This is a genomic window from Carnobacterium gallinarum DSM 4847, from assembly GCF_000744375.1.
Taxonomy (GTDB): Bacteria; Bacillota; Bacilli; order Lactobacillales; family Carnobacteriaceae; genus Carnobacterium; species Carnobacterium gallinarum.
In genome coordinates, this window is sequence record NZ_JQLU01000005.1 from 2,108,357 (window position 1) to 2,128,820 (window position 20,464).

At 31.8% G+C, this 20,464-nt stretch carries 21 protein-coding genes; 15 read left to right on the forward strand and 6 right to left on the reverse strand.

Annotated elements, in window-relative coordinates:
- The first annotated feature begins 193 nt into the window (after nt 1–193).
- From BR43_RS14585 to gorA, 8 genes are all read left to right on the forward strand, one after another.
- A complete protein-coding gene (locus tag BR43_RS14585) occupies nt 194–1,234 on the forward strand; it encodes a GGDEF domain-containing protein (RefSeq protein ID WP_245617907.1) in 1,041 nt (346 codons plus the stop codon).
- A 121-nt stretch (nt 1,235–1,355) separates the two neighbouring features.
- Nucleotides 1,356–2,435 carry a D-alanine--D-alanine ligase family protein gene (locus BR43_RS14590; protein WP_034563210.1) on the forward strand — a complete coding sequence of 360 codons (1,080 nt, stop codon included), beginning with the start codon at nt 1,356–1,358 and terminating at the stop codon, nt 2,433–2,435.
- Nucleotides 2,436–2,445: 10 nt separating this feature from the next.
- On the forward strand, nt 2,446–2,931 hold the full coding sequence (locus BR43_RS14595; RefSeq protein ID WP_034563213.1) for a tetratricopeptide repeat protein: 486 nt from the start codon (nt 2,446–2,448) through the stop codon (nt 2,929–2,931).
- A gap of 219 nt (nt 2,932–3,150) precedes the next feature.
- Nucleotides 3,151–4,071, forward strand: coding sequence for a helix-turn-helix transcriptional regulator (locus BR43_RS14600; RefSeq protein WP_034563215.1), 921 nt, complete (start codon nt 3,151–3,153; stop codon nt 4,069–4,071).
- 57 nt (nt 4,072–4,128) lie between these two features.
- Nucleotides 4,129–4,515: a GyrI-like domain-containing protein gene (locus tag BR43_RS14605; RefSeq protein WP_034563217.1), complete on the forward strand. Its 387-nt coding sequence runs from the start codon at nt 4,129–4,131 to the stop codon at nt 4,513–4,515.
- A gap of 64 nt (nt 4,516–4,579) precedes the next feature.
- The gene (locus BR43_RS14610) at nt 4,580–4,960 is read left to right on the forward strand and encodes an MmcQ/YjbR family DNA-binding protein (protein ID WP_034563219.1); all 381 of its coding nucleotides are present in this window, start codon (nt 4,580–4,582) and stop codon (nt 4,958–4,960) included.
- Nucleotides 4,957–5,337: a VOC family protein gene (locus tag BR43_RS14615; RefSeq protein WP_034563221.1), complete on the forward strand. Its 381-nt coding sequence runs from the start codon at nt 4,957–4,959 to the stop codon at nt 5,335–5,337. Before BR43_RS14610 ends, BR43_RS14615 begins: the two co-directional genes overlap by 4 nt.
- Nucleotides 5,338–5,516: 179 nt before the next feature.
- Nucleotides 5,517–6,869, forward strand: a complete 1,353-nt coding sequence (gorA, locus tag BR43_RS14620) for a glutathione-disulfide reductase (RefSeq protein ID WP_034563223.1) — start codon at nt 5,517–5,519, stop codon at nt 6,867–6,869.
- 329 nt (nt 6,870–7,198) lie between these two features.
- Here gorA and BR43_RS14625 read toward each other — a convergent pair whose 3' ends face one another.
- The gene (locus BR43_RS14625; protein WP_034563226.1) at nt 7,199–7,765 is read right to left on the reverse strand and encodes an LOG family protein; all 567 of its coding nucleotides are present in this window, start codon (nt 7,763–7,765) and stop codon (nt 7,199–7,201) included.
- 346 nt (nt 7,766–8,111) lie between these two features.
- Here BR43_RS14625 and BR43_RS14630 point away from each other — a divergent pair, with 346 nt between their 5' ends.
- From BR43_RS14630 to BR43_RS14640, 3 genes are all read left to right on the forward strand, one after another.
- Nucleotides 8,112–9,134 (forward strand): LacI family DNA-binding transcriptional regulator, encoded by a 1,023-nt coding sequence (locus BR43_RS14630; protein ID WP_034563228.1) that lies wholly within the window; start codon nt 8,112–8,114, stop codon nt 9,132–9,134.
- Between the two features lie 118 nt (nt 9,135–9,252).
- On the forward strand, nt 9,253–10,554 hold the full coding sequence (locus BR43_RS14635; protein ID WP_034563231.1) for a pyrimidine-nucleoside phosphorylase: 1,302 nt from the start codon (nt 9,253–9,255) through the stop codon (nt 10,552–10,554).
- Between the two features lie 641 nt (nt 10,555–11,195).
- Nucleotides 11,196–12,086, forward strand: coding sequence for a helix-turn-helix domain-containing protein (locus BR43_RS14640; RefSeq protein WP_034563234.1), 891 nt, complete (start codon nt 11,196–11,198; stop codon nt 12,084–12,086).
- Nucleotides 12,087–12,338: 252 nt separating this feature from the next.
- On the opposite strand, the gene BR43_RS14645 is transcribed toward BR43_RS14640, so the two are convergent.
- The gene (locus BR43_RS14645) at nt 12,339–12,953 is read right to left on the reverse strand and encodes an MBL fold metallo-hydrolase (protein WP_034563236.1); all 615 of its coding nucleotides are present in this window, start codon (nt 12,951–12,953) and stop codon (nt 12,339–12,341) included.
- Nucleotides 12,954–13,612: 659 nt separating this feature from the next.
- Here BR43_RS14645 and BR43_RS14650 point away from each other — a divergent pair.
- Both BR43_RS14650 and BR43_RS14655 read left to right on the forward strand, forming a co-directional pair.
- Entirely contained in the window at nt 13,613–13,972 is a 360-nt protein-coding gene (locus BR43_RS14650) for a hypothetical protein (protein WP_034563238.1), read from the forward strand.
- A gap of 29 nt (nt 13,973–14,001) precedes the next feature.
- On the forward strand, nt 14,002–14,385 hold the full coding sequence (locus BR43_RS14655; RefSeq protein WP_034563240.1) for an ACT domain-containing protein: 384 nt from the start codon (nt 14,002–14,004) through the stop codon (nt 14,383–14,385).
- A 659-nt stretch (nt 14,386–15,044) separates the two neighbouring features.
- Here BR43_RS14655 and BR43_RS19670 read toward each other — a convergent pair.
- A protein-coding gene (locus BR43_RS19670) for an IS3 family transposase (protein WP_157463898.1) occupies nt 15,045–16,450 on the reverse strand; the annotation gives its coding sequence in 2 pieces (ribosomal slippage) (nt 15,045–15,904 and nt 15,904–16,450; 1,407 coding nt in all).
- A gap of 110 nt (nt 16,451–16,560) precedes the next feature.
- A complete protein-coding gene (locus tag BR43_RS14670) occupies nt 16,561–16,950 on the reverse strand; it encodes a pyridoxamine 5'-phosphate oxidase family protein (RefSeq protein ID WP_034563242.1) in 390 nt (129 codons plus the stop codon).
- A 676-nt stretch (nt 16,951–17,626) separates the two neighbouring features.
- Between BR43_RS14670 and BR43_RS14675 the strand changes: the two genes are divergently transcribed.
- On the forward strand, nt 17,627–18,508 hold the full coding sequence (locus tag BR43_RS14675) for a helix-turn-helix domain-containing protein (protein ID WP_245617908.1): 882 nt from the start codon (nt 17,627–17,629) through the stop codon (nt 18,506–18,508).
- A gap of 190 nt (nt 18,509–18,698) precedes the next feature.
- Here the strand turns inward: BR43_RS14675 and BR43_RS14680 are convergent, their stop codons facing one another.
- The gene (locus tag BR43_RS14680; RefSeq protein ID WP_034563246.1) at nt 18,699–19,070 is read right to left on the reverse strand and encodes a helix-turn-helix domain-containing protein; all 372 of its coding nucleotides are present in this window, start codon (nt 19,068–19,070) and stop codon (nt 18,699–18,701) included.
- A gap of 199 nt (nt 19,071–19,269) precedes the next feature.
- Nucleotides 19,270–19,602, reverse strand: coding sequence for a helix-turn-helix domain-containing protein (locus tag BR43_RS14685; protein ID WP_034563248.1), 333 nt, complete (start codon nt 19,600–19,602; stop codon nt 19,270–19,272).
- A gap of 473 nt (nt 19,603–20,075) precedes the next feature.
- Here BR43_RS14685 and BR43_RS14690 point away from each other — a divergent pair, with 473 nt between their 5' ends.
- Complete coding sequence (locus BR43_RS14690) at nt 20,076–20,393, forward strand: PTS lactose/cellobiose transporter subunit IIA (RefSeq protein WP_034563250.1); 318 nt, start codon at nt 20,076–20,078, stop codon at nt 20,391–20,393.
- The last annotated feature ends 71 nt before the right edge of the window (nt 20,394–20,464 follow it).

Below are 20,464 nucleotides of genomic sequence, written 5' to 3' on the forward strand. Positions count from 1 at the left end.
CAATCCTTATTTATATTGATAAACTAGAATTGAGCGTGTATAGTAAATGATTGAGTTTAGTTATTTAATGAACTGTTGTTATAAAATGTAATGACTCCTTTTTTAAGAGAAATAGAGCCAAACAGTGTAGAAAGGAGCGATATTTATAGTTCAAGTATTTAAAGTTATCAGCTTTGTTTTTTCAAATATTTCAATCTTAGTATTTGGTTATTATTTATTATCAAAATTAACCAAAAGTACCCTTGATTTTGACAGTCCTCTTAGACTTAAATTATTATACGGTGTTGCCGGAGGTCTTTTTAGTTTAATTTTAATGAATTTTTCTGTTTTAATTGATCAAATTGTGATTGTTGATTTAAGGTTAGTTCCAGTTATTATTAATAGTTTCTTTTTTGGTGGGTTGCCAGCCTTTATTACTGGAATAATTATTACCGTTGGTCGGTTAATTTTTGGCAATCGAACAGATGTCTATATTTATTCGTACCTCTATGCTGTTATTAGTATTAGTCAATTGCTTCTAATGCCCGTTCTAAAATATTATAGTGGAACCAAACGATTGATAATTATTTTTCTTAGTGTCATTATTCCAACCGTATTTACTATTACATGTATTTTAGATAGTGTTTATTTTTTTGAGACAATTGTGATTGTGATTTATATGATTTTGGGAACAATTATTTGCCATTATTTAATTTTAGAATTGCAGAGAAGTCAGAAAAATTTTATTTATTTTGAAAAAATGTCTAAGATAGATTTTTTAACTGGACTTCCAAATCGTTTTTCTTATGATAAGAATAGTGAACGTTTATTCAAAAGCCTGGATCAGCCAGTTGTTTGGCTCTTTTTATTAGATATTAATCATTTTAAGCCAATTAATGATACCTATGGTCATGATATTGGGGATCTAACATTAAAGTTGTTTTCAGCAAAATTAAATCTGCAACCTTATATAAAGAACCATATTTATCGGCTAGGTGGCGATGAATTTGCAATCCTTCTAACGGACTATTCAAAAGAAGAGATTGTTCAAATTGCTGAAAATATTCGTAAAAAAATTCTAGAAATTGATATTCAAGTTGAAGGACAAAAAATTGATATTTCGGCTTCAATTGGAATTAGTAATTCTCAAAAAGTATCTTCACCAGTAGAGCTATATAAATTCGCAGATATTCAACTGTATGAAGATAAAGAAAAATATCGAACTGCATATTATAAGAACTCAACTTTGAACTAACGAAGTTGAGTTTTTTCTTATTTGTACAAAAATTTAAGGATCTTTAATTAGTTATTTTATGATAGATAAGCTAAAATAAAGAACATGATCGCATTCTCAAAAATAGAAAGGTTGAATTTAAATGACGAAAAAAATTAATGTTGGAGTCGTATTTGGTGGAAAATCAACGGAATATGAGGTGTCTCTACAGTCAGCAAAAAACATTTTGGAAACACTAGATTCTGAAACCTATCAAGTTCATTTATTTGCTTTTTCCAATGAAGGTCAATTATTAAATTTGAAAGATTCAACTACCTTGCTTACAGAAGAAATTCAACCAAATGAGTCATTAAGTGGAGTTAGTTTAAGTCACTTAATTGATACAAAAGTTGCGTTAGATCAACAAGAAATTGATGTTTTTTTCCCAATTCTACATGGAAATCTTGGAGAAGATGGTAGCTTGCAAGGATTTTTTAGAATGCTGAACAAACCCTTTGTTGGCAGTAGTGTTTTAAGTTCAGCACTTTGTATGGACAAAGATTTTAGTAAACAAATTTTTAATTATAATGAATTTAAAACAGCTAAAAGTTTGACAGTGAGGCTAGAAGACAATCGTGAAGCCTTAGTTGAAAAAGTTGTTGCAACGCTTGGCTTTCCCGTTTTTATTAAACCAGCTAACCAGGGTTCTTCTATTGGAGTGAGCCGTGCAAAAGATCCAATAAGTTTTGAGGTAGGCATTGCTGAAGGATTTAAATTTGATAACAAATTAATTATTGAAGAAGAGATTGTTGGAAAAGAAGTAGAATGTGCGGTTTTAGGAAACGAAAAACCTATTGCTTCGGGGCTTGGTAGTATTGCGACAGATAACTCTAAGTTTTATACTTATGAAGAAAAATATCTTGATGAAAGTGGAGCAATTTTGGAGATCCCAGCTAAAATATCTGACTCTTTAACTAAAGAAATTCAAAAACAAGCCTTAGCAGCATATCAACTTATGGAATGTAAAGGATTGGCTCGGGTTGATTTTTTTCTAACAGCAGACAACCAAATTTATTTAAATGAAATCAATACGTTACCTGGTTTTACAAATATTAGTATGTATCCTCAACTGTGGAAAAATGCAGGACTTGCATATAGCGAACTAATTGAAACCTTATTAACTTTAGCGATAGAAGAATTTCAACGAGAAGAAAAACTTCAACGAAAAGTTAATTTGGAGTAGGAACAATCAGATGGAAAATGAATTAAGAAAAGCAATTGACTTACGTAAGAATGGAGATAACCAAAGACCCATTGACCAATTAAAACAGTTAGCTCAGCTCTATCTTGAACATGCTGAAATTCAGTATCAATGTGCTTGGAATCATGATGTTATAGCTTTAGAAAAAGAGGCTATCCCATTTTATGAGAAGGCTATTCAACTAAAAGGGTTGACCAGGATAGATTTACAAGGTGCTTACTTAGGCTTGGGGAGTACCTATCGAACAATTGGAGCCTATGAAGAATCAGAAGCCTTATTGTTACTGGCGATTACTGAATTTCCTGAAAACAAAGTGTATTCAGTTTTTCTAGCAATGACTTACTATAATTTAGGGAAACATTTCAAAGCAATGGAAGGGTTATTAACAATTATTAGCCAAACAATCAATGGTCCAAATCTTCAAGAATATCAGACGGCTATTGCTTTTTATACAGATAAATTAGATCACGTTTGGTAATGTAAACTAAAAAGTTCTTAATTTCTATCAAGTTCTTTGGAATTAAGAATTTTTTAGCTTGTCAGAAATTTTTTTAACGATTAAAATTAACCTAATACTAGATTTAAAGAAAGTTGTTGGCAATTAAACTCTTTATTAAGTTTTTAAATAGTAGACCAATAAACCTGTTTATAATGACCGAATAACCTATTTCAATTCAAACGAAAGGAATGATGAAGGATGTTAAAAATCGAGCGTATGTTTGCAATTTTAATTCGATTGTTACATAAAAAAATCATTACAGCGGAGGAGTTAGCACTAGAATTTAATGTTAGTAAACGAACAATCTATCGTGATATGGATTCATTGTCATTTGCTGGAATTCCTGTCGTATCATTACCAGGAAACAAAGGTGGTTTTACCTTGATGGAGAATTACCAATTAACTCATTTTACTTTTACGGAAGCTGAAAAAATGAGCTTGCTAACGGGATTGAAAATGCAAGAAGAATTGCTTTATGGATTGCATTTATCTGATTTAATGCAAAAAGTAACCTTACTAACAACGGAAGATGCAGTTAATTATGTTCCAATTTCACTATCTGCAGCATCACAACATCCACCAGAAATCGATGCTTTTGTTAAAGCTAATTTAGAAATCATTTTAAAAGCGTTAGATAGTCAAAGCAATCTATTCATAAAATACATTTCTGGGGCTGGGGATATATCAGAACGCAAAATTCAACCACAAGAAGTACGTTTTATTAATGGCAGTTGGTATGTAGACGCTCACTGTTATTTACGAGGTGCAGAGCGCCAATTTAAAATAACACGAATGCTGGCTTTAGAACTTAGCCATTCAAAGAAACAGGCAAAGGAAATCGAGAAAAAATCGACGAAACCCAAAACAATACGAACAAAAGAAAAATCAGTTCTGATTTTTCAAGGAAAGGCATTAGGGCGCTTAGTTGATTATTTTGTTGAAGAAGAATGGCAGGAGTTAGAGGATGGACGAATTCAAGTTGATTTTTTTATAGAACCTCCTTATAATTATATTCCTTTTCTTTTAATGTTTGGTCAAGAGGTTGAAATCATTGAACCTCAATGGTTGTATGATCAGTGGTTAAATGAAGTTCAAGCGATGTTTCATTCAAAAAGATGACAGACAGTTGTCAACTTCCTTTTGGTAAAGTAAAACTAACAAAAGGAGGCAAACACAATGACAAACTATTTAAATGAACTAAAATTATATGGACTTAAAGGACGAGCGAATAATACAAATCCCGTTCCAATTGGTATTCTATGGCAAAAATTTGTGCAAGTAAAACCAGCAGGTGAATGTTATGGAATCTATACTAATTATGAAAGTGATTACACAGGCGATTATGATTTTATTCTGGCGACTCCAACTGAGTTTACAGATGCAGAAGAAGTAAATTTACCTGCAGGAAATTATCTGGTATTCGATGTAGAAGATGGTCAAGAAGGCGTGCTTAAGGTCTGGCAAGAAATTTGGCAGATGTCTCTAAATCGAGTCTATACAAGTGATTTTGAACATTATCAAGCCGACGGACAAGTGAAAATCTATATCGCAGTAAAAGATTAGACGTAAGCTAAAACTATGGTAAAATGAGTGGAAGAAGCTGATTACTAGGGGGGCGTTAATCAAAATGGCAGAAAAGTATCTATGGATGAATCAAGCAATTAAGGATTTGCCAGGAGCAAAACGTTATTATAAAACTGAATGGGATACTGATGTTTTTGCAGTAGCGAATAAAATTTTTGGAATGTTGGGTCAGCCCAAAGGAGAAATGAAGCTACTAACTGTTAAAGGCGAACCAAGTAAGAACGAAGAGCTTAGGGAAATCTATGCCGATATTATTCCCGGTTATCATACAAATAAAACCCATTGGATTTCAATCCGAATTGAGAGTCCAGAAATTACTCAACTCCTTATGGAAAAAACGTTACAGAATGCTTATCATCTTGTTTTTAATAAATTACCTAAAAAAACACAGCAAGCAATTATGGAACAGGAGGAAGAACAATGAAATTAGATATGGTAGGAATTATTGTAGCAGATATGCAGAAATCCTTAGATTTTTATCGAGTTTTAGGTTTTGACTTTCCTTTATCAGCGAATCAAGAAGACTATGTGGAACTAAATCAAGGGGGAATTCGTTTATCTTTTAATACTGAGAAAATGGTAACTCCAATCTTTGGTACACAAGAAACGCCGCAAGGACAACGAATCGAATTAGCTTTTCTATGTGAAAGTGTCGATGAATTAAATCAACTACATGAAAAGAGTGTCAGTAAAGGATATAAAAGTATCAAAGCGCCATGGGATGCTTTTTGGGGACAACGTTATTGTATTTTAGAAGACTGTGATGGAAATCTAATTAGTTTATTCTATCCTTTAAATTAACAGCGAAAGGGCTAAGTAATTAGCTCTTTTTATTTTAGTTTCGTGTAATTTGTAACAATCTCTTTAAAAAAATTCATTCACTTTTTAGCCTTAATAGAAAATTCTTCAAACCGATAAATTTACTTTTTATAAAACTTTCTTTATACTAAGAATAGAATTTGAGTTGGAGGGTTAATAAAATGACAAAACATTATGATTATATTGCCATTGGTGGCGGTAGTGGTGGGATTGCTTCAATCAACCGTGCAGCTAGCTATGGATTTAAATGCGCTTTAATTGAACCAAAAGAACTAGGCGGAACGTGTGTCAATGTTGGCTGTGTTCCTAAAAAAGTTATGTGGTATGGTTCACAAGTAGCAGAAGCAATGAAATTATATGCACCTGATTATGGTTATACAGTTGATGTAAAAGAATTTAATTTTAAAAAATTAATTGAAAGTCGTGAAGCTTATATTGATCGGATTCATCAGTCTTATGATCGTGGTTTAGCGAATAATAAAGTCGATGTCATCAAAGCATATGCAACTTTTGTTGATGAAAAGACACTTGAAGTCAACGGCGAAAAAATTACTGCGGATCATATTTTAATTGCTACAGGTGGTAAGCCAACTTTTCCATCTATTCCAGGAGCAGAATATGGGATTGATTCAGATGGCTTCTTCGCTTTAACAGAATTGCCAAAACGAGTTGCTGTAGTTGGAGCAGGTTATATTGCAGTTGAAGTTGCAGGAGTTTTACATGGATTAGGGAGCGAAACACATCTATTTGTTCGTCGTGATAAACCATTGCGTACCTTCGATCCATATGTGGTTGAAGGTTTAGTTGAATCGATGGCAAAAGATGGTCCAACCTTGCATACAGAGTCGGTTCCTAAAGAAGTCATTAAAAATGTTGATGGCAGCCTAACATTGCAATTGGAAAATGGAACAAGTCAAACGGTTGACACGGTTATTTGGGCAATTGGTCGAACACCTGTAACAGAAACATTAAAATTAGAAAATACAGCTGTGGCTTTAAACGAAAAAGGCTATATTACAGTTGATAAATATCAAAATACAACAGTTGCTGGAATTTATGCAGTTGGAGATATTACTGGACAGCTTGAATTAACCCCAGTAGCAGTGGCGGCAGGTCGTCGTTTGTCTGAACGTTTATTTAATCATAAAAAAGAGGAACATTTAGATTATAACAATATTGCTACCGTTGTATTTAGTCATCCACCAATTGGAACAGTTGGATTAACCGAACCCGCTGCTATTGAAAAATATGGCGCAGATCAAATTAAGGTGTATCAATCCTCATTTACATCAATGTACACAGCAGTCACAGAACATCGTCAGCTATGTCGTATGAAGCTAGTTTGCGCTGGTCCAGAAGAAAAAGTTGTTGGTCTTCATGGAATTGGGTATGGAGTAGATGAAATGATTCAAGGATTTGCAGTAGCAATTAAAATGGGAGCAACAAAAGCTGATTTTGATAATACTGTAGCCATTCATCCAACAGGCGCTGAGGAATTTGTAACTATGCGTTAAAGCAATTAAAACAACTGGCCGTACAGATAGTCTATTTTTCTGGATAGCTAGTTGTTTTTTGTAAAGAAATGGAAATTACTGATAAAATATTCACTATTTTTTCATAGAGGATTGATTATTTGTGTTGATGTTTTTAATTTTTTTCTGATATCTATGTAAAAAGAAATAAATATCACCCTTAAATTCATAGTATAATAAATTTATCATTTCAGTCAGAAGTGATCCAACTTATTATTTTATTGTTGTAGAGTTTTTGCTACATTTAGTCGAAACTCTAAAAAAAACTACTCGTTATTAAGGCCCCTCTGCCTTTTTTTCGAGTAGTTTTTTTATGAATATGTTTTGATAGTTGGAGCTTGATAGTTCTCAAAATACTGAATAATTTCAGCAGGAGTAGTTCCAATGATCATGCCCTTACGACTCTGTTTAGTCATAAAACCAGTGTGTACCATTGTATCAAAATGCTGACTTAAATGAGCATAAAAGCCATTACTATTGAAAATTCCACATGGTTTTTGATGAAGTCCGATTTGTCCCCATGTGAAAGCTTCAAAAAGTTCTTCTAAAGTGCCAGGACCGCCTGGTAACGCAATAAATCCATCTGCAAGTTCCATCATTTTTTCTTTCCGTTGATGCATATTTTCAACAACAATTAATTCAGTTAATTGTTCATGAGCAATTTCCCGATTTTTAAGTAAGACAGGCATTACGCCGATAACGGATCCACCATTTTTTAAAACGGCATCTGCAACAATTCCCATTAATCCTACTTTTGAGCCACCATAAACAAGTTCAATTTCATTTTCAGCAAGATATGCCCCTAAATCTGCTGCATCCTTGGCAAAAATTTCTTGATTTCCACTATTTGACCCACAATAAACGGCAATACGTTTCATTTTTTAGCCTCCTTATAATCTCTAAAATAGTATAGCAGAAACTTCTTTGTTTTTTTAGCAATAATTGTGACAAAAAAAGAAAAAACATTTAAGCCAGCCAGGAGTATAATAAACATATGGTAGTGCTTCTACCAAAACACTCTTAATTATCTTAAGCTATACGTTTTTTAGGGGAAATCGGTACTTAGAGATAAAATTAGTTGATAGAAACTTACAAAGTGAATTCTTTGTAAGTTTCTATTTATTGTCGAGGAATAGAGTACAGATTCATAAAAATGTGTTAAACTAATTTTGCATTCTATAAAATAAAGTAGGCGTTTATTCAAGAGATTGGGGGATGGAATAGATGAAGATGACTATTAAAGATATTGCACGATTATCAGGTGTTTCGATTACAACAGTGTCCCAAATTTTGAATCATAAAGGAGAACGATTTAGTGCCAAAACACGAGAAAAGGTTTTGACAATAGTTGCTGAAAATGATTACAAGGCAGACTATTTTGCTAAAAACATGGTTCATAAACAAACTAAAACAATTGGAATGGTTGTGCCAGATATTACAGATTTATTTTTTTCAAAGTTAATTGAAGGTGTTGAACATTATTTAAATGAATTAGGATTTATGATTTTGTTGTGTAATTCTAATCATAGTAGTGAAAAAGAAACTATTTATATTGATGAACTGCTTCATCGTTCAGTAGATGGGATCATATTAGCAAGCCCAAATCCTATTCATTTAGCTAAATTAATTAATGAAGAGGGAGAGAAAAAAATTCCTTATTTTTTAATTGATAGAGGGATCAATCAACGAGATGAAGGCAAATTGTTAATTAATGAATTTGCTGGGGCGTATCAAGCGATTGAATTTTTGATTAAAGAAGGGCATCAAAAAATTGGTATGTTAGGTAATGAAAGCGGATATTATGAAACTACGGACCGTTTTTCAGGATATCAAAAATGCTTAGAAGATTATGGGTTAGAACAATCTTCTAGTTGGATTGCAAATGAGCCTTTAACGATTAAAGGTGGCTACGAAGGTGCTCAAAAAGTTTTAAAACAAAAAGAAATTACGGCTTTATTTTGTGGAAATGATCAGATGGCAATCGGTGCCTATCGAGGGATTCAAGAGTTGGGACTAAAGATTCCAGATGATATTTCTGTAATAGGTTACGATGGTTTAGAAATTACGGACTATCTTGTACCGGCCTTAACAACTGTTCAGCAACCAATCTATGATATAGGTTATACAGCTGCTAAATTTTTATTAGAAAACATTGGCAATCCTCAAGAAAAAATTCCAAACCAATGCTTTGATACTCAACTATTGAAAAAGAGTAGCACAAAAAAACTTGCGCCAGTAGATAAATAATGCTACGCTTTCTTTGTGAACTTTAGTTTTAAGTTGTTAAAAGAGATGTAATTTTGTTTAGATACAGATAAGTAAAACGTTTTACCTAGATAAAATGAATTCAAGGAGTGATAAGCAGATGAGAATGGTGGACCTAATTGAGAAAAAACGTGACGGGCATGAACTCACGAATACAGAAATTAACTTTATTGTAACAGGATATACAAATGGGGAAATTCCAGATTACCAGATGAGTGCTTTAGCAATGGCTATTTTCTTTCAAGATATGACAAATGAAGAAATTGCTAACTTAACCTTAGCAATGGCTAATTCAGGTGAAATAATTGATTTATCAGCTATTCATGGTATTAAAGTAGATAAACATTCAACTGGTGGAGTTGGTGATACAACAACGATTGTATTAGCTCCATTGGTAGCAGCTGTGGGTGTACCCGTTGCTAAGATGTCTGGTCGAGGCTTAGGTCACACAGGTGGCACAATTGATAAACTTGAAGCCATTCCTGGTTTTAATGTTGAAATTTCAAATGAAGAGTTTATTGAATTTGTCAATCGCGATAAGGTTGCAGTTATTGGACAATCAGGTGATTTAGCTCCAGCTGATAAAAAATTATATGCTTTGCGTGACGTTACAGGAACTGTCGATTCAATTCCTTTGATAGCTAGCTCTATTATGAGTAAAAAAATTGCAGCGGGGGCAGATGCTATCGTTTTAGATGTAACTACTGGCGATGGTGCCTTCATGAAAAATCAAAAAGATGCTGAACGTTTAGCAAAAACAATGGTGCAAATTGGTAAGTTAGCCAATCGTCAAACAATGGCTATTATTTCGGATATGTCTCAACCACTAGGCTTAGCCATTGGAAATTCATTAGAAATCAAAGAAGCAATTGATGCATTAAATGGGAATGGTCCAGCAGATTTAATGGAGATGGTCTATGTTTTAGGCAGTCAAATGGTTGTCTTAGCTAAAAAAGCTGAAAATTTAGCAGATGCTCGTACTATGTTAGAAGAAGCGATTGTTTCTGGTGCGGCCATTCAAAAATTTAAAGAAATGGTTCAAAATCAAGGTGGCGACAGCACGGTGATTGATCATCCTGAAAAACTGCCACAAGCGGAATATCAGATTGTATTGCCAGCAAAAGAAGCTGGAGTAATCTCAAAAATGGTTGCCGATCAATTAGGAATAGCAGCAATGTTGCTAGGAGCAGGCCGTCGAACAAAAGAAGATCAAATTGATTTTTCAGTAGGTTTGATGTTGCATAAAAAAGTTGGAGACAAGGTTGCTATTGGTGAACCATTAGTGACGGTTTATGCGAATTCAGAAGAGATAGAAGAAGTAAAAAATAAAATTTATGCAAGTATCACAGTGGCTGAAAATGCAGAGGAGCCAATTTTAATTCATCAGATTATTACAGAATAAATAAAAAGGCGTAAGTTCGTGTGAGGCGAAGAACTTACGCTATTTATTTTGCTAAAATAGACAATCAATACCTAATTTCTTTAAGAAATTAATCAGGTGATATTTCTAGAAAACATAAATATTGTTAAAATAGTGTTAATATAGTATGATATTAATTATTAAATGTTATCTATATGATTTTAAGGATGTGAGGCAATTTCACGAGGGGTTAGCAGCTGTTTTAATAGTTGTAAAAAAGTATAAGTATTCATTTGTATTAAAAATAATCAATAGATGAGGAAGAATCCGAGCGTTTATTTTAGGGGTAGAATAAGATAGAAAATCCAATTTGGAGAATCTTGTTTAGGGATTATAAAAATTACTTATGTATATAACTAAATAAAAAAGCTGAAAATATGCTTCATACTTCCAGCTTAATAAAAATGATTTAACCAAAATCAAGGTTGCCGTAAGGTGTAATTGGTGATAATTGAGTAATAATAATTTCTTCAATAGTCATGGGAACTCCTCCTTTTTTAACAGTGTAATTTTAAAATACACCATTAATATTTTGTATTTAATATTTAATACAACTCTATAATATAACATTAAGGTACTATTATGCAAGTATATAAACAATATAATTGAAAGGATATGATTAAATGGGACATTTGGGAGGAAAAATAAAAGAAATTCGTTTGATAAAAGGAATTACACAAAGAGAGCTTGCTGAGGGAATTTGTACACAAGCCACTATTAGTAATTTAGAAAATGAAACGAGTTTACCATCGTTATCGATTTTACTATCGATTGCCGATCGCTTGAATATTGATTTTAGTGAAATTTATGAATATATCGCAATTAATGGGAACAGCTATTCTGAAATATTTAAACGAGTTCGTGTGATGTGTGGACAAAGAAAACATAAAGAAGCCTATGATTTAATTAAAGAAAAAATTGAGTTTGACAAACTTGGAACACCATATGAGTTAAAACAATACTACTACTATATTGGTATTACAAACTTAATTGGTTTCAAAAACTATTCAGATGCTCACTATTATTTTAATTTAGCTTTGTCGACAGTCGTTGGAAAGAACCTAGACTTCTTAGATGTACTGGCAACGAACGGAATAGGTGTTGCTTATTTAATGGATAATGAACTAGAAAAAGCCCGAACTTACTTTGAAAAATCATTGGTTCAGCTAAATGAAATCATCGGGACAAGTAATAGTCTTCAAGATAGTCTTGAAATAACTAAAATTTACTACAATACTGCAAAATTCTATTCAAGTGTTGAAGATTACGAAAAAGCAATTCAACTGTCAACATTGGGAATTGACTTATTGCACCGTGAAAATTTATCTTACTATTTAGATTTTCTTTTATATGAAAAAGGTTTTAATCTAATGAAATTAGGTGAAAAAACAGAAGCTAGTGAATATTATTTCTACGCGGCAGCAATGGCAAAATTAAACAATAATGAACATGCGATTGAGGGCATTAAAGCGGATATGAAAAAATATAAAATTCCAAGCTACAAATATTCATAAACTAATAAAATACATCACTGACAAGGATACTTTCAGTGGTGTATTTTATTTTAAAATAACACCTAGTAGGAAATTAATAGAAGCCTGATTAAGAATTGTAATTTATTGACTGATGTAATTAGATTTAAATTCGTTAAACTAGCCTATCTACTTGAAATAGAGGTAGATAGGACTTACGATGACTCCAGAAGGAAATTAAAGTTAATTTAAAAATCCCTGTAAGCTCATTTTATTGAGTTTACAGGGATTTTGTTAATTGAAATGCGGATTAGTAGTTTTTTCAATACCAATCGTTGTATCGTCGCCATGACCAGGATAAACAACCAAGTTATCTGGCAAAGTGAATAGTTCTGTGTTGATAGATTCGATTAATTGTTGAAAACTAGCATTTGGTAAATCTGTTCGTCCAATACTGCCTTTAAATAAAGCATCGCCAACAACTACAAAATCATCAAAAATAAAACTAACACTACCAATAGAATGGCCAGGAGTTGGGACAACTTTAAATTGAATTCCTTCCAAGTCGTATTTTTGATAGGCTAAATCAAATTCAGCAGGATTGGCAATAACCGATTGACCAAAACGTTCAGATAGATTTAACTCTGGTGAACCTAACCAAGATTGTTCAGCTGGATCAATATAAACAGGAATCTTAAAATGGTTGCGAATGTCTTCAAGGGCACCAATGTGGTCAAAATGTGCATGTGTAAGTAAAATAGCTACAGGAGTAACAGCCAAAGTTGCAATCGTAGCAATGATTTTATCCGCATCATTACCTGGATCAACAACGATACAATTTTTTTGATTTGAGAGGATATAACAATTTTCTTCAATAGTACCAGTCTTAATTCGTATTACCTTCAACATAAATGAATCCACCTTCTTTAATAAGATAAGTAAAGTATAACGGAAAAAGCCTTTTTTGAAAATGGGAAAGACTTCCACTAGATATAAAGTATTTTTAGTTATGATAATAGTATATTTCTAAAAAATTGTTACTTTATGCTAGAAAAAAAGAAATAAACAGGAAAAAAAACCGATATATTTGTGTAGTTATTTAAAAAAAACAATTAAAATGAACAAATTGTGAACAAATGTTTTGACTTTTTTTAGTTTTTTAATTTTATGTAGTCTAAATTAGAGTTGCTATAAAGTAAGAGAAACTCTAGTTTAAAAGGGATTGATGTTTCTTTACCTAAAACCTAATAAAAAAAGAAAGCTAGTTATTTTAAATTATTTACTGTTTTTCTTTTATTTCCTAAATAAAGGAAAAAAATTCAAGAAAAAAAGAGAATTTTATTTTTTTGTCTTTCGATAATAGGGTATTATAGTTGTATCATCCAGTTTTAGTTATATATTCTAATGACAAGTAAACAAGTATGTTTTTAGGATGAAAGAAAAATATATATGGAAATGTTTGATTTTAATATAGTGGTATTCGTTATTTTAATTAATTATGATTCATAACTAAAAAATAGTTATTTAGTAATAATACATATAATTATCGAAATTTTGGGAGGAAGAGTATGTTTTCAATTATGGATAAAGTTAAACAAAATTTAGTAATTCTTAGAAATCATCTAACGATACATAACTCTAATGATGTATTTGTTACAGCAGGAGGAAGTTTTCAATTAGATCAGGAATTAAATAATGGAACAATTGCTTACATTTGTGCTGAAAAGCCACAGGGCAGCGTCTATTATTCACGTACAATAGAAAATGTTTATCATTGTCAAGATTGCAATGGGAAATTAATTAGACAGTATAATCAAGGAGAATATAGCTTAACTAAAAAAGGCAACTATTATAGATGTACGAAGTGTGAGAAATTACATTCACCATTGGTTATTGAAAAAACTAAAAACAATGAAATATTGAATTAATAAACTAGAATAAGAAATGAGGACCTTCAATGAAAATTTTAATTGACGAAACTAGTTATACTGTTGCAAAATATTCACCTAAGGCTCAAACACCAGATTTAGCAAGCTGTAGGGGATTTAAAAGTGTGACCTACACAGATGAAGAGTGTTCTGTTATTGCTGCAACAGCAGATTTGGATTTAACTGAAGCCTTAGAAAGTGAAAGTGAATGGTTTATACTAAAAATTGATGGAATTCTTGATTTTTCACTAACTGGAATTTTAGCTAAGTTGGCGTTACCTTTAGCAGAGAATAAAATTAGTATTTTTGCCATGTCTACGTACAATACAGATTATATTTTATTAAAAGAAGCAGATAAGATATTGGCTATTCAAGTATTAGAAGCTGAAGGCCATGAACTAGTAAAGCGTTAAATTTATTTGATTAAGTGAAGTTAGGCGAAAATCAGAATGAATCAAGAATTGCTTACTATTTTTCCAAAAGCATATTATTAATAATTGAAGGAGATAGTCAACAACTTGCTCTGTCTTTGGAGTTAGCGGCGACTTGAATGATTTGGGGCTATGGTTATTTTCCTAGAACGAACAGCTATCCTTTAAATCAAAATACGCAACCGTTACTTTTGTTAACATAAGTGAATTTTGCTGAACTATCAAACGTTAGAAGATTATCCAAAATAGGGAATTCTCGCTTTGTATAGTGATGAGTATGACGACTTATTAGTAAAAATCCTATTGATCAAAATGGCTGTGCTGTATTCTATTTTACAGAGATTGATGGTAGTGCTAGCTAGTCAAAATAGAGTCAAGTTACGTTATTATCGCAACTATTTTAGTTGAAGACTGTTATTCAACGGTAGAAAGGGCGTATCAGCTTAAAGAAAATCTTAAATCAGCAAGTTATTGTTTAGGCATCTGTTGAATTTGAAGCAGTTTATGGAGAAATCTAGTACACACTTTTTTGTATAATAGGGAATTGTTACTAAAAAGTGCAAAATAAAAAAAGCTAGTCATCTTGTAGTGACCCCCAAAAGTTAGACTTTTTTACAGAGTAGATTTTCTACTCTGTTTTTTTACGCAGTTAAACTCATTTTCTTTCTAAATTGAACTGGGCTTAGCCAGTCTAATTTTTCTTTTATTCGAGAATGATTATAGTACTCTATATAGTGTTCAATCGCTTGTTTTAATTCTTGGTAGCTTTTGTAGATAACGCCATGGTAAAGTTCTTGTTTGAGAATACTAAAGAAATTCTCCATAGGAGAATTATCTAAGCAGTTTCCCTTACGAGACATACTTTGAAAAATATGATGCTTTTTTAATTCATGGCTATAGGCTTTCATTTGGTATCCCCATCCTTGGTCGGAATGGAACGTTCGGCGATAGAGGCAATCATTCGTTTTCACAATAGCTCCATTTAATGCATCCATAATCGCTTTTGCTGTAGGTTTCTCTGAAATTGAGTAAGAGACAATCTCGCTATTATACATATCCATGAACGGGTTTAGATAGAGTTTCTTAATACGCAAACTACCCGAGTGATCTTTTTCATAATACTTAAATTCTGTTGTATCTGTTGTCATTTTTTGATGAACAATACTTGTATAAAAATGACGATGAATCCGATTTTTTGCCACTCTCCCAACAGTTCCTTTATAGGAATTGTATTTCCGTGATTTCCGTGTGAATGAGCGTACCAAGATTCCTAATTTTTTCATTAAACGTTGCACTTTCTTTTTATTCACAAGGATACCACGGTTTCTAAGTTCTTGATTCATCCGACGATAGCCATAATCCTTATGTTCGTGATGAATTTTTTCCATTTCTTGTTCAATTGGTTTATCTGGATTTTCACGGTTAAAGCGTTTTTGCCAATACATATAGGTTGACCTAGGAAACCCTAGGGTTTCAAGAATGTCGATTAATCTGAATTTCCCTCGGAGGCTATGAATGATTCGTGCTTGTTTTTCTGTTGCTGTTCCATCAAACGCAACCTCCTTAATTCTTTTAAATAGGCAAGTTCAATTTTTAACTGTAGATTTTCTTTCTCTAGCGCTTCTAAATAGGTTAACTCTTTTTTTGAAGAATCAATAGCTGGTAATTTATTCTTTTTTTTAGGCATTTTAGATGGACGTCCTTTCGGTTGTGAGAGCCCATCTACTCCATTTTCTTGGTAAGCTTTACGCCAATTGGCAATCATAGAAAAATTGGTCATTCCAAACTGATTGGCAACTTCTCGATAGGACATCTCTGTTGTTAGATATAACTCTATCGCATCTAACTTGAATTGAACAGAATAAGTTTTATTTTGGCGACTACGAAGTAGACCTTCCTCACCAAATTCTTTGTACGTATTTATCCAAATTTGTACTTGAGAGATTCCTTTAATGCCATATTTTTTAGCTAAATACTTCATTCCACCTTCTCCATTTAAATAGTTTTGTACAACGTTCATCTTAAATTCTGTGCTATATTTTGCCATACAAAAAGACCCCCAAAAGTTAGATTTTTTAGGTCTAACTTTTGGGGGGCGGTACATCTAAGAGTTATTTTTTCTTAGTTTGACTAGTTTTTTTGCTATCCATAGAGCGTTTAAAATAAATGTGTTTGGTAATCTGAATAGAGTAACCCTTCAATACTGGTAAAATGAACAATTTGGTATTCTTTTTGACTAAGTAATAACGTTCCATTAGACAAGTGGATTTGATTCTCTGGAATAACTCTTAGCAAACCTTTTAGTGTAACTTTTTTATAAATGGTTGGATTATAGAAACTGAAGCTGGAATTGGTTGTAACAATAAGGTTGCGTAATGTTAGAGAATCATGTCTTGTGTAAAAATAATAGTTTTTAGCCGTGTCTTTATATATTGGCGTATCAATGATTTCAGTATAAGGAAATCCTCCAGAATCAATAGTATTAATTAAGAAAGTGGTACAGTTCGTATATAGTAGATTTGCAATTTCTTCATGTGATAGTTGCACACTCAACCCTCCAATACAATGTGTTTGATACAATATATTTTATTTATAATCCAATTGTATTATATCATTAATAGAAATATTATGTAAACCTTTATCCTCTGAAATAGATGTATTTTTAATAAAAAACAAGATATAATGGGATGAACTGAGTATCTTTAATTCAGTTTCTTAAACCTAACCTTATGCTAAAGTATGTTTATAAGTGTTTATTGCTGATGTTATTTAACTAATGTTGGTTGAAGTTTATTTTATGGAGCAAGTAATGTTTAGAAATGGGAATGGCTCTTTACACGAATAGAAGTCGATTACATTTTGAATTTACTGTGGGGTTAACGTGTTAAAATTAGCTAAAATAGTTGATTTTAAATAAATAAAAAATTTGCTTACTCATGTAAAATAGTTGAAAAAGTTATTCAAAATTTGAAATGAATAAGCTTTAATTCATGCATCTAACTGTTGTAAAAATATCAAGAATGACAGTGACCTAATCTAAATAAGCCTAATCGTAGTATCTATTTTTCGCCGGTGCTTCTTTAAACGTGTTCTCCAAATAATAGAAAATTCCAAATTAGCTTAAATGAAAACGAAGTAGTAAAAAGTTTTATCTTTATAGTTGGACAAACCTCATATAGAAAGTTACGATAATATTGTTTTCAGGGAGTTGTTGATTAAATTGATGATTTTAGGTGACAAAGTAAAAAAAGCTCGTAAAGCAAAAGGTCTTTCACAAAAAGAAGTTGCCCATGGAATTTGTACTCAAGCAACCATTAGTCAGATGGAAAATCATAATAAAGTTCCAACGATGTCAATTTTTGTGAAAATATGTAATCGGTTAGAAGTCTCGCAGGCAGATATTACATCTGAGAACGATTCTGAGATGAATTATCTTGCATTTTATGAGATTGATCAATTATGTAAGAAGAGGAAGTATCAAGAGGCGTACACGATTTTAACTGAATCAATCGATGAAAAAAAACTAAAAAATGATAGCGACCAAAAGAAATACTATTACTTTTTAGGGATCATTAACCTATTCAGTTTAAAAAATGGTGAAGAGGCTCTTTTTTATTTTAATCTGGCTCTGACATTAGATAGTGCTAAAGAGCTGGCAGAGCTAGATATTTTGTTAACAAATAATATTGGTATAGTTTATGAATTAAAACAAGATGTTCAAAAAGCCAAAGTCTATTATGATAAATCATTAGAAGATATTCATAAAATAAAAGATAAACTAAACGATAATTTTGATGAAATCACGGGAATTTACTTTAATGTAGCAAAATTTTATTCTAAATGCCATGAGTATCACAAAGCTATTCGTTTAATTGAAACAGGCATGGACATCTCGATTCATTCAGCGAACTATCATTTATTGGACTCTTTATTATATGAAAAGGGTCTTAACCGCTATAAGCTAGAGAAGTCTGTATCTGAAGAAATTAGCAAGGACTATACGTTGTCTTATGCACTCGGTTTGATGAATGCCAATCAAGAATTAACTCAGGTTATTGAGCAAGATGCTCTGGAGTTTGGAATCAATTCATTTAACTTTTTTTAATTATTACCTAGTAATCCATCATGTAACAATCTAAATAATCATACTTAAAAGCAAAGGCAATTGGTTAAAGATAAAAATAGTAAGTAATTATCCGTTAAAAGATAGTTAGTTGCTATTTTTAACCCTCTCATACATAGTAAAAAGAAAAAAACAACTCATATAGTTATGAATTGTCTTTTCATCGAATCATTTATTTTTTGTAAATATCTTCTAATAAATTAAAATCTTTTTTAATCATTAGTTTTAAAAGCTCAGCAGTTTCCTCAGAAACATCCCCATTACGAATATATTCATAACTTTCTTCATAAATAACTTCATCTAAAATACTTTGAAATGTACGTTCTAAAGCAGAGACTTTAGTGGAACGATCAATATCCAATAAATAATCTGAAGTGACATTAAAAGTTGCTGCAAGCAATCGAACAATTTCAAGTGGAGGTTGGTTGACACCTTTTTCATAAGCACTGATAGCATTTTGTTTAAGAAAAAGTTGTTCAGCTAATTGCTTTTGAGTTAAGCCACTCTTTTCACGCAGCATTTTTATCTTTTCGCCAATCGTCATATTAACTAGCCTCCTTACTTAATAATTTATCTATCACTAATAGTATCATTTATAGCGATTTTTTATTATTAAAAAGCATAAAATGTGCTTTATTTGTTTGGTATATCATAAAAGGTGCTTTTTTTTGCAGTAAAATCGTAAATGGCTATACAAAAATAAACCTTCTGAAAACAAAAGAAGGTTTATTAAAACATATCATCTAACATTTGTCGTCTTTTTTTATCCCATGTGCTTGATTAATGAACCAATGCTTTAAATATTCAGCTTGCTCTTCAATCGTTTTACCGGGTTGAATATAATTCTTAGTATCCGCCAATTCCTCATAAATATTCTCATGGTTATTCCCAACCAAGTAATCAACAGAAACGCCAAAAAAACGTGCCATGTCAGTGATTGTTTTAATTGAAGGCTGGCTAATTCCTCTTTCATAGGAACTAATCGTTGTTTGCTCCAAATGGAAAATTTTCCCGAAATCTTCTTGCTTTAAATATTTTTTTTCACGTAACATCCGAATGCGTTCACCTAGATTCACTACTTACCATCCTCCCAATTGTCGCAATATGTATCTTTTTATCAAAAAATTATAAAATAATCTTTATAAATAAATAATAGCATCAAAGTAAGTATTTTGTTGTCTAAAATCATAAAATATGCTATATTAAGATTATTATCACGAAACATGATGGAATAAGTGCTAAAATCGTTTTTCGTGCTTAATATTAATGTAAGAGTGTTCTTATTTTGCCATAGATTTAAGAACAGTAGAACTGTAGCGATCATTAGTTTGCCTTTAATCAAATACATCGTGCCGATCAGGTTGAAGGTATCTAATGGTTTCTATCTCTACTAACTCTGCTAAACAGTAAAAGAGAACTAGGATTTAACTGTTAATTAACAGAATCATCAAGCAAACAATCAGATTCAATCCTTAAAAATCCTCATCAGTTGAATTAGCAATATAAATAAACTATTCAATAGACGGTATATTTAGTGGAGGTGTCAGTCTTGGAAAGAGAGCTAAATGAGCAAGCAATGAAGATAATTCTTCATGTTGGAGATGCTAGACAATCTATTGCAGAAGCATCAAAGAGTATTAGTCAACAACAATACAACCTAGCCCAAGAGGAATTACTTTTAGCAAAAAAAGAGTTACAGATTGCGAATCATTCACAAATGAAAATTTTACAAAAAGAGCGAAATGGAGAGAAACTTCCATATTCTTATTTGTTTAATCATGCCCAAGCCTTACTAATATCAATTACAAGTGAATGGAATATTACTAATCAACTTATTAAAATAATGACAAATTTGAATAGATTATAATGAGTGAATTAAATAGTTCACTTTACCGCTTATGAATTTCTTTAGCTGATTTAGCAAAGAGATTCGTAGGT

Coding starts and splice junctions, on each gene's coding strand:
- BR43_RS14590 (WP_034563210.1), top strand. CDS start 1,356: ATGACGAAAAAAATTAATGTTGGAGTCGTATTTGGTGGAAAATCAACG.
- BR43_RS14595 (WP_034563213.1), top strand. CDS start 2,446: ATGGAAAATGAATTAAGAAAAGCAATTGACTTACGTAAGAATGGAGAT.
- BR43_RS14600 (WP_034563215.1), top strand. CDS start 3,151: ATGTTAAAAATCGAGCGTATGTTTGCAATTTTAATTCGATTGTTACAT.
- BR43_RS14605 (WP_034563217.1), top strand. CDS start 4,129: ATGACAAACTATTTAAATGAACTAAAATTATATGGACTTAAAGGACGA.
- BR43_RS14610 (WP_034563219.1), top strand. CDS start 4,580: ATGGCAGAAAAGTATCTATGGATGAATCAAGCAATTAAGGATTTGCCA.
- BR43_RS14615 (WP_034563221.1), top strand. CDS start 4,957: ATGAAATTAGATATGGTAGGAATTATTGTAGCAGATATGCAGAAATCC.
- gorA (WP_034563223.1), top strand. CDS start 5,517: ATGACAAAACATTATGATTATATTGCCATTGGTGGCGGTAGTGGTGGG.
- BR43_RS14625 (WP_034563226.1), bottom strand. CDS start 7,765: ATGAAACGTATTGCCGTTTATTGTGGGTCAAATAGTGGAAATCAAGAA.
- BR43_RS14630 (WP_034563228.1), top strand. CDS start 8,112: ATGAAGATGACTATTAAAGATATTGCACGATTATCAGGTGTTTCGATT.
- BR43_RS14635 (WP_034563231.1), top strand. CDS start 9,253: ATGAGAATGGTGGACCTAATTGAGAAAAAACGTGACGGGCATGAACTC.
- BR43_RS14640 (WP_034563234.1), top strand. CDS start 11,196: ATGGGACATTTGGGAGGAAAAATAAAAGAAATTCGTTTGATAAAAGGA.
- BR43_RS14645 (WP_034563236.1), bottom strand. CDS start 12,953: ATGTTGAAGGTAATACGAATTAAGACTGGTACTATTGAAGAAAATTGT.
- BR43_RS14650 (WP_034563238.1), top strand. CDS start 13,613: ATGTTTTCAATTATGGATAAAGTTAAACAAAATTTAGTAATTCTTAGA.
- BR43_RS14655 (WP_034563240.1), top strand. CDS start 14,002: ATGAAAATTTTAATTGACGAAACTAGTTATACTGTTGCAAAATATTCA.
- BR43_RS14675 (WP_245617908.1), top strand. CDS start 17,627: ATGATTTTAGGTGACAAAGTAAAAAAAGCTCGTAAAGCAAAAGGTCTT.
- BR43_RS14680 (WP_034563246.1), bottom strand. CDS start 19,070: ATGACGATTGGCGAAAAGATAAAAATGCTGCGTGAAAAGAGTGGCTTA.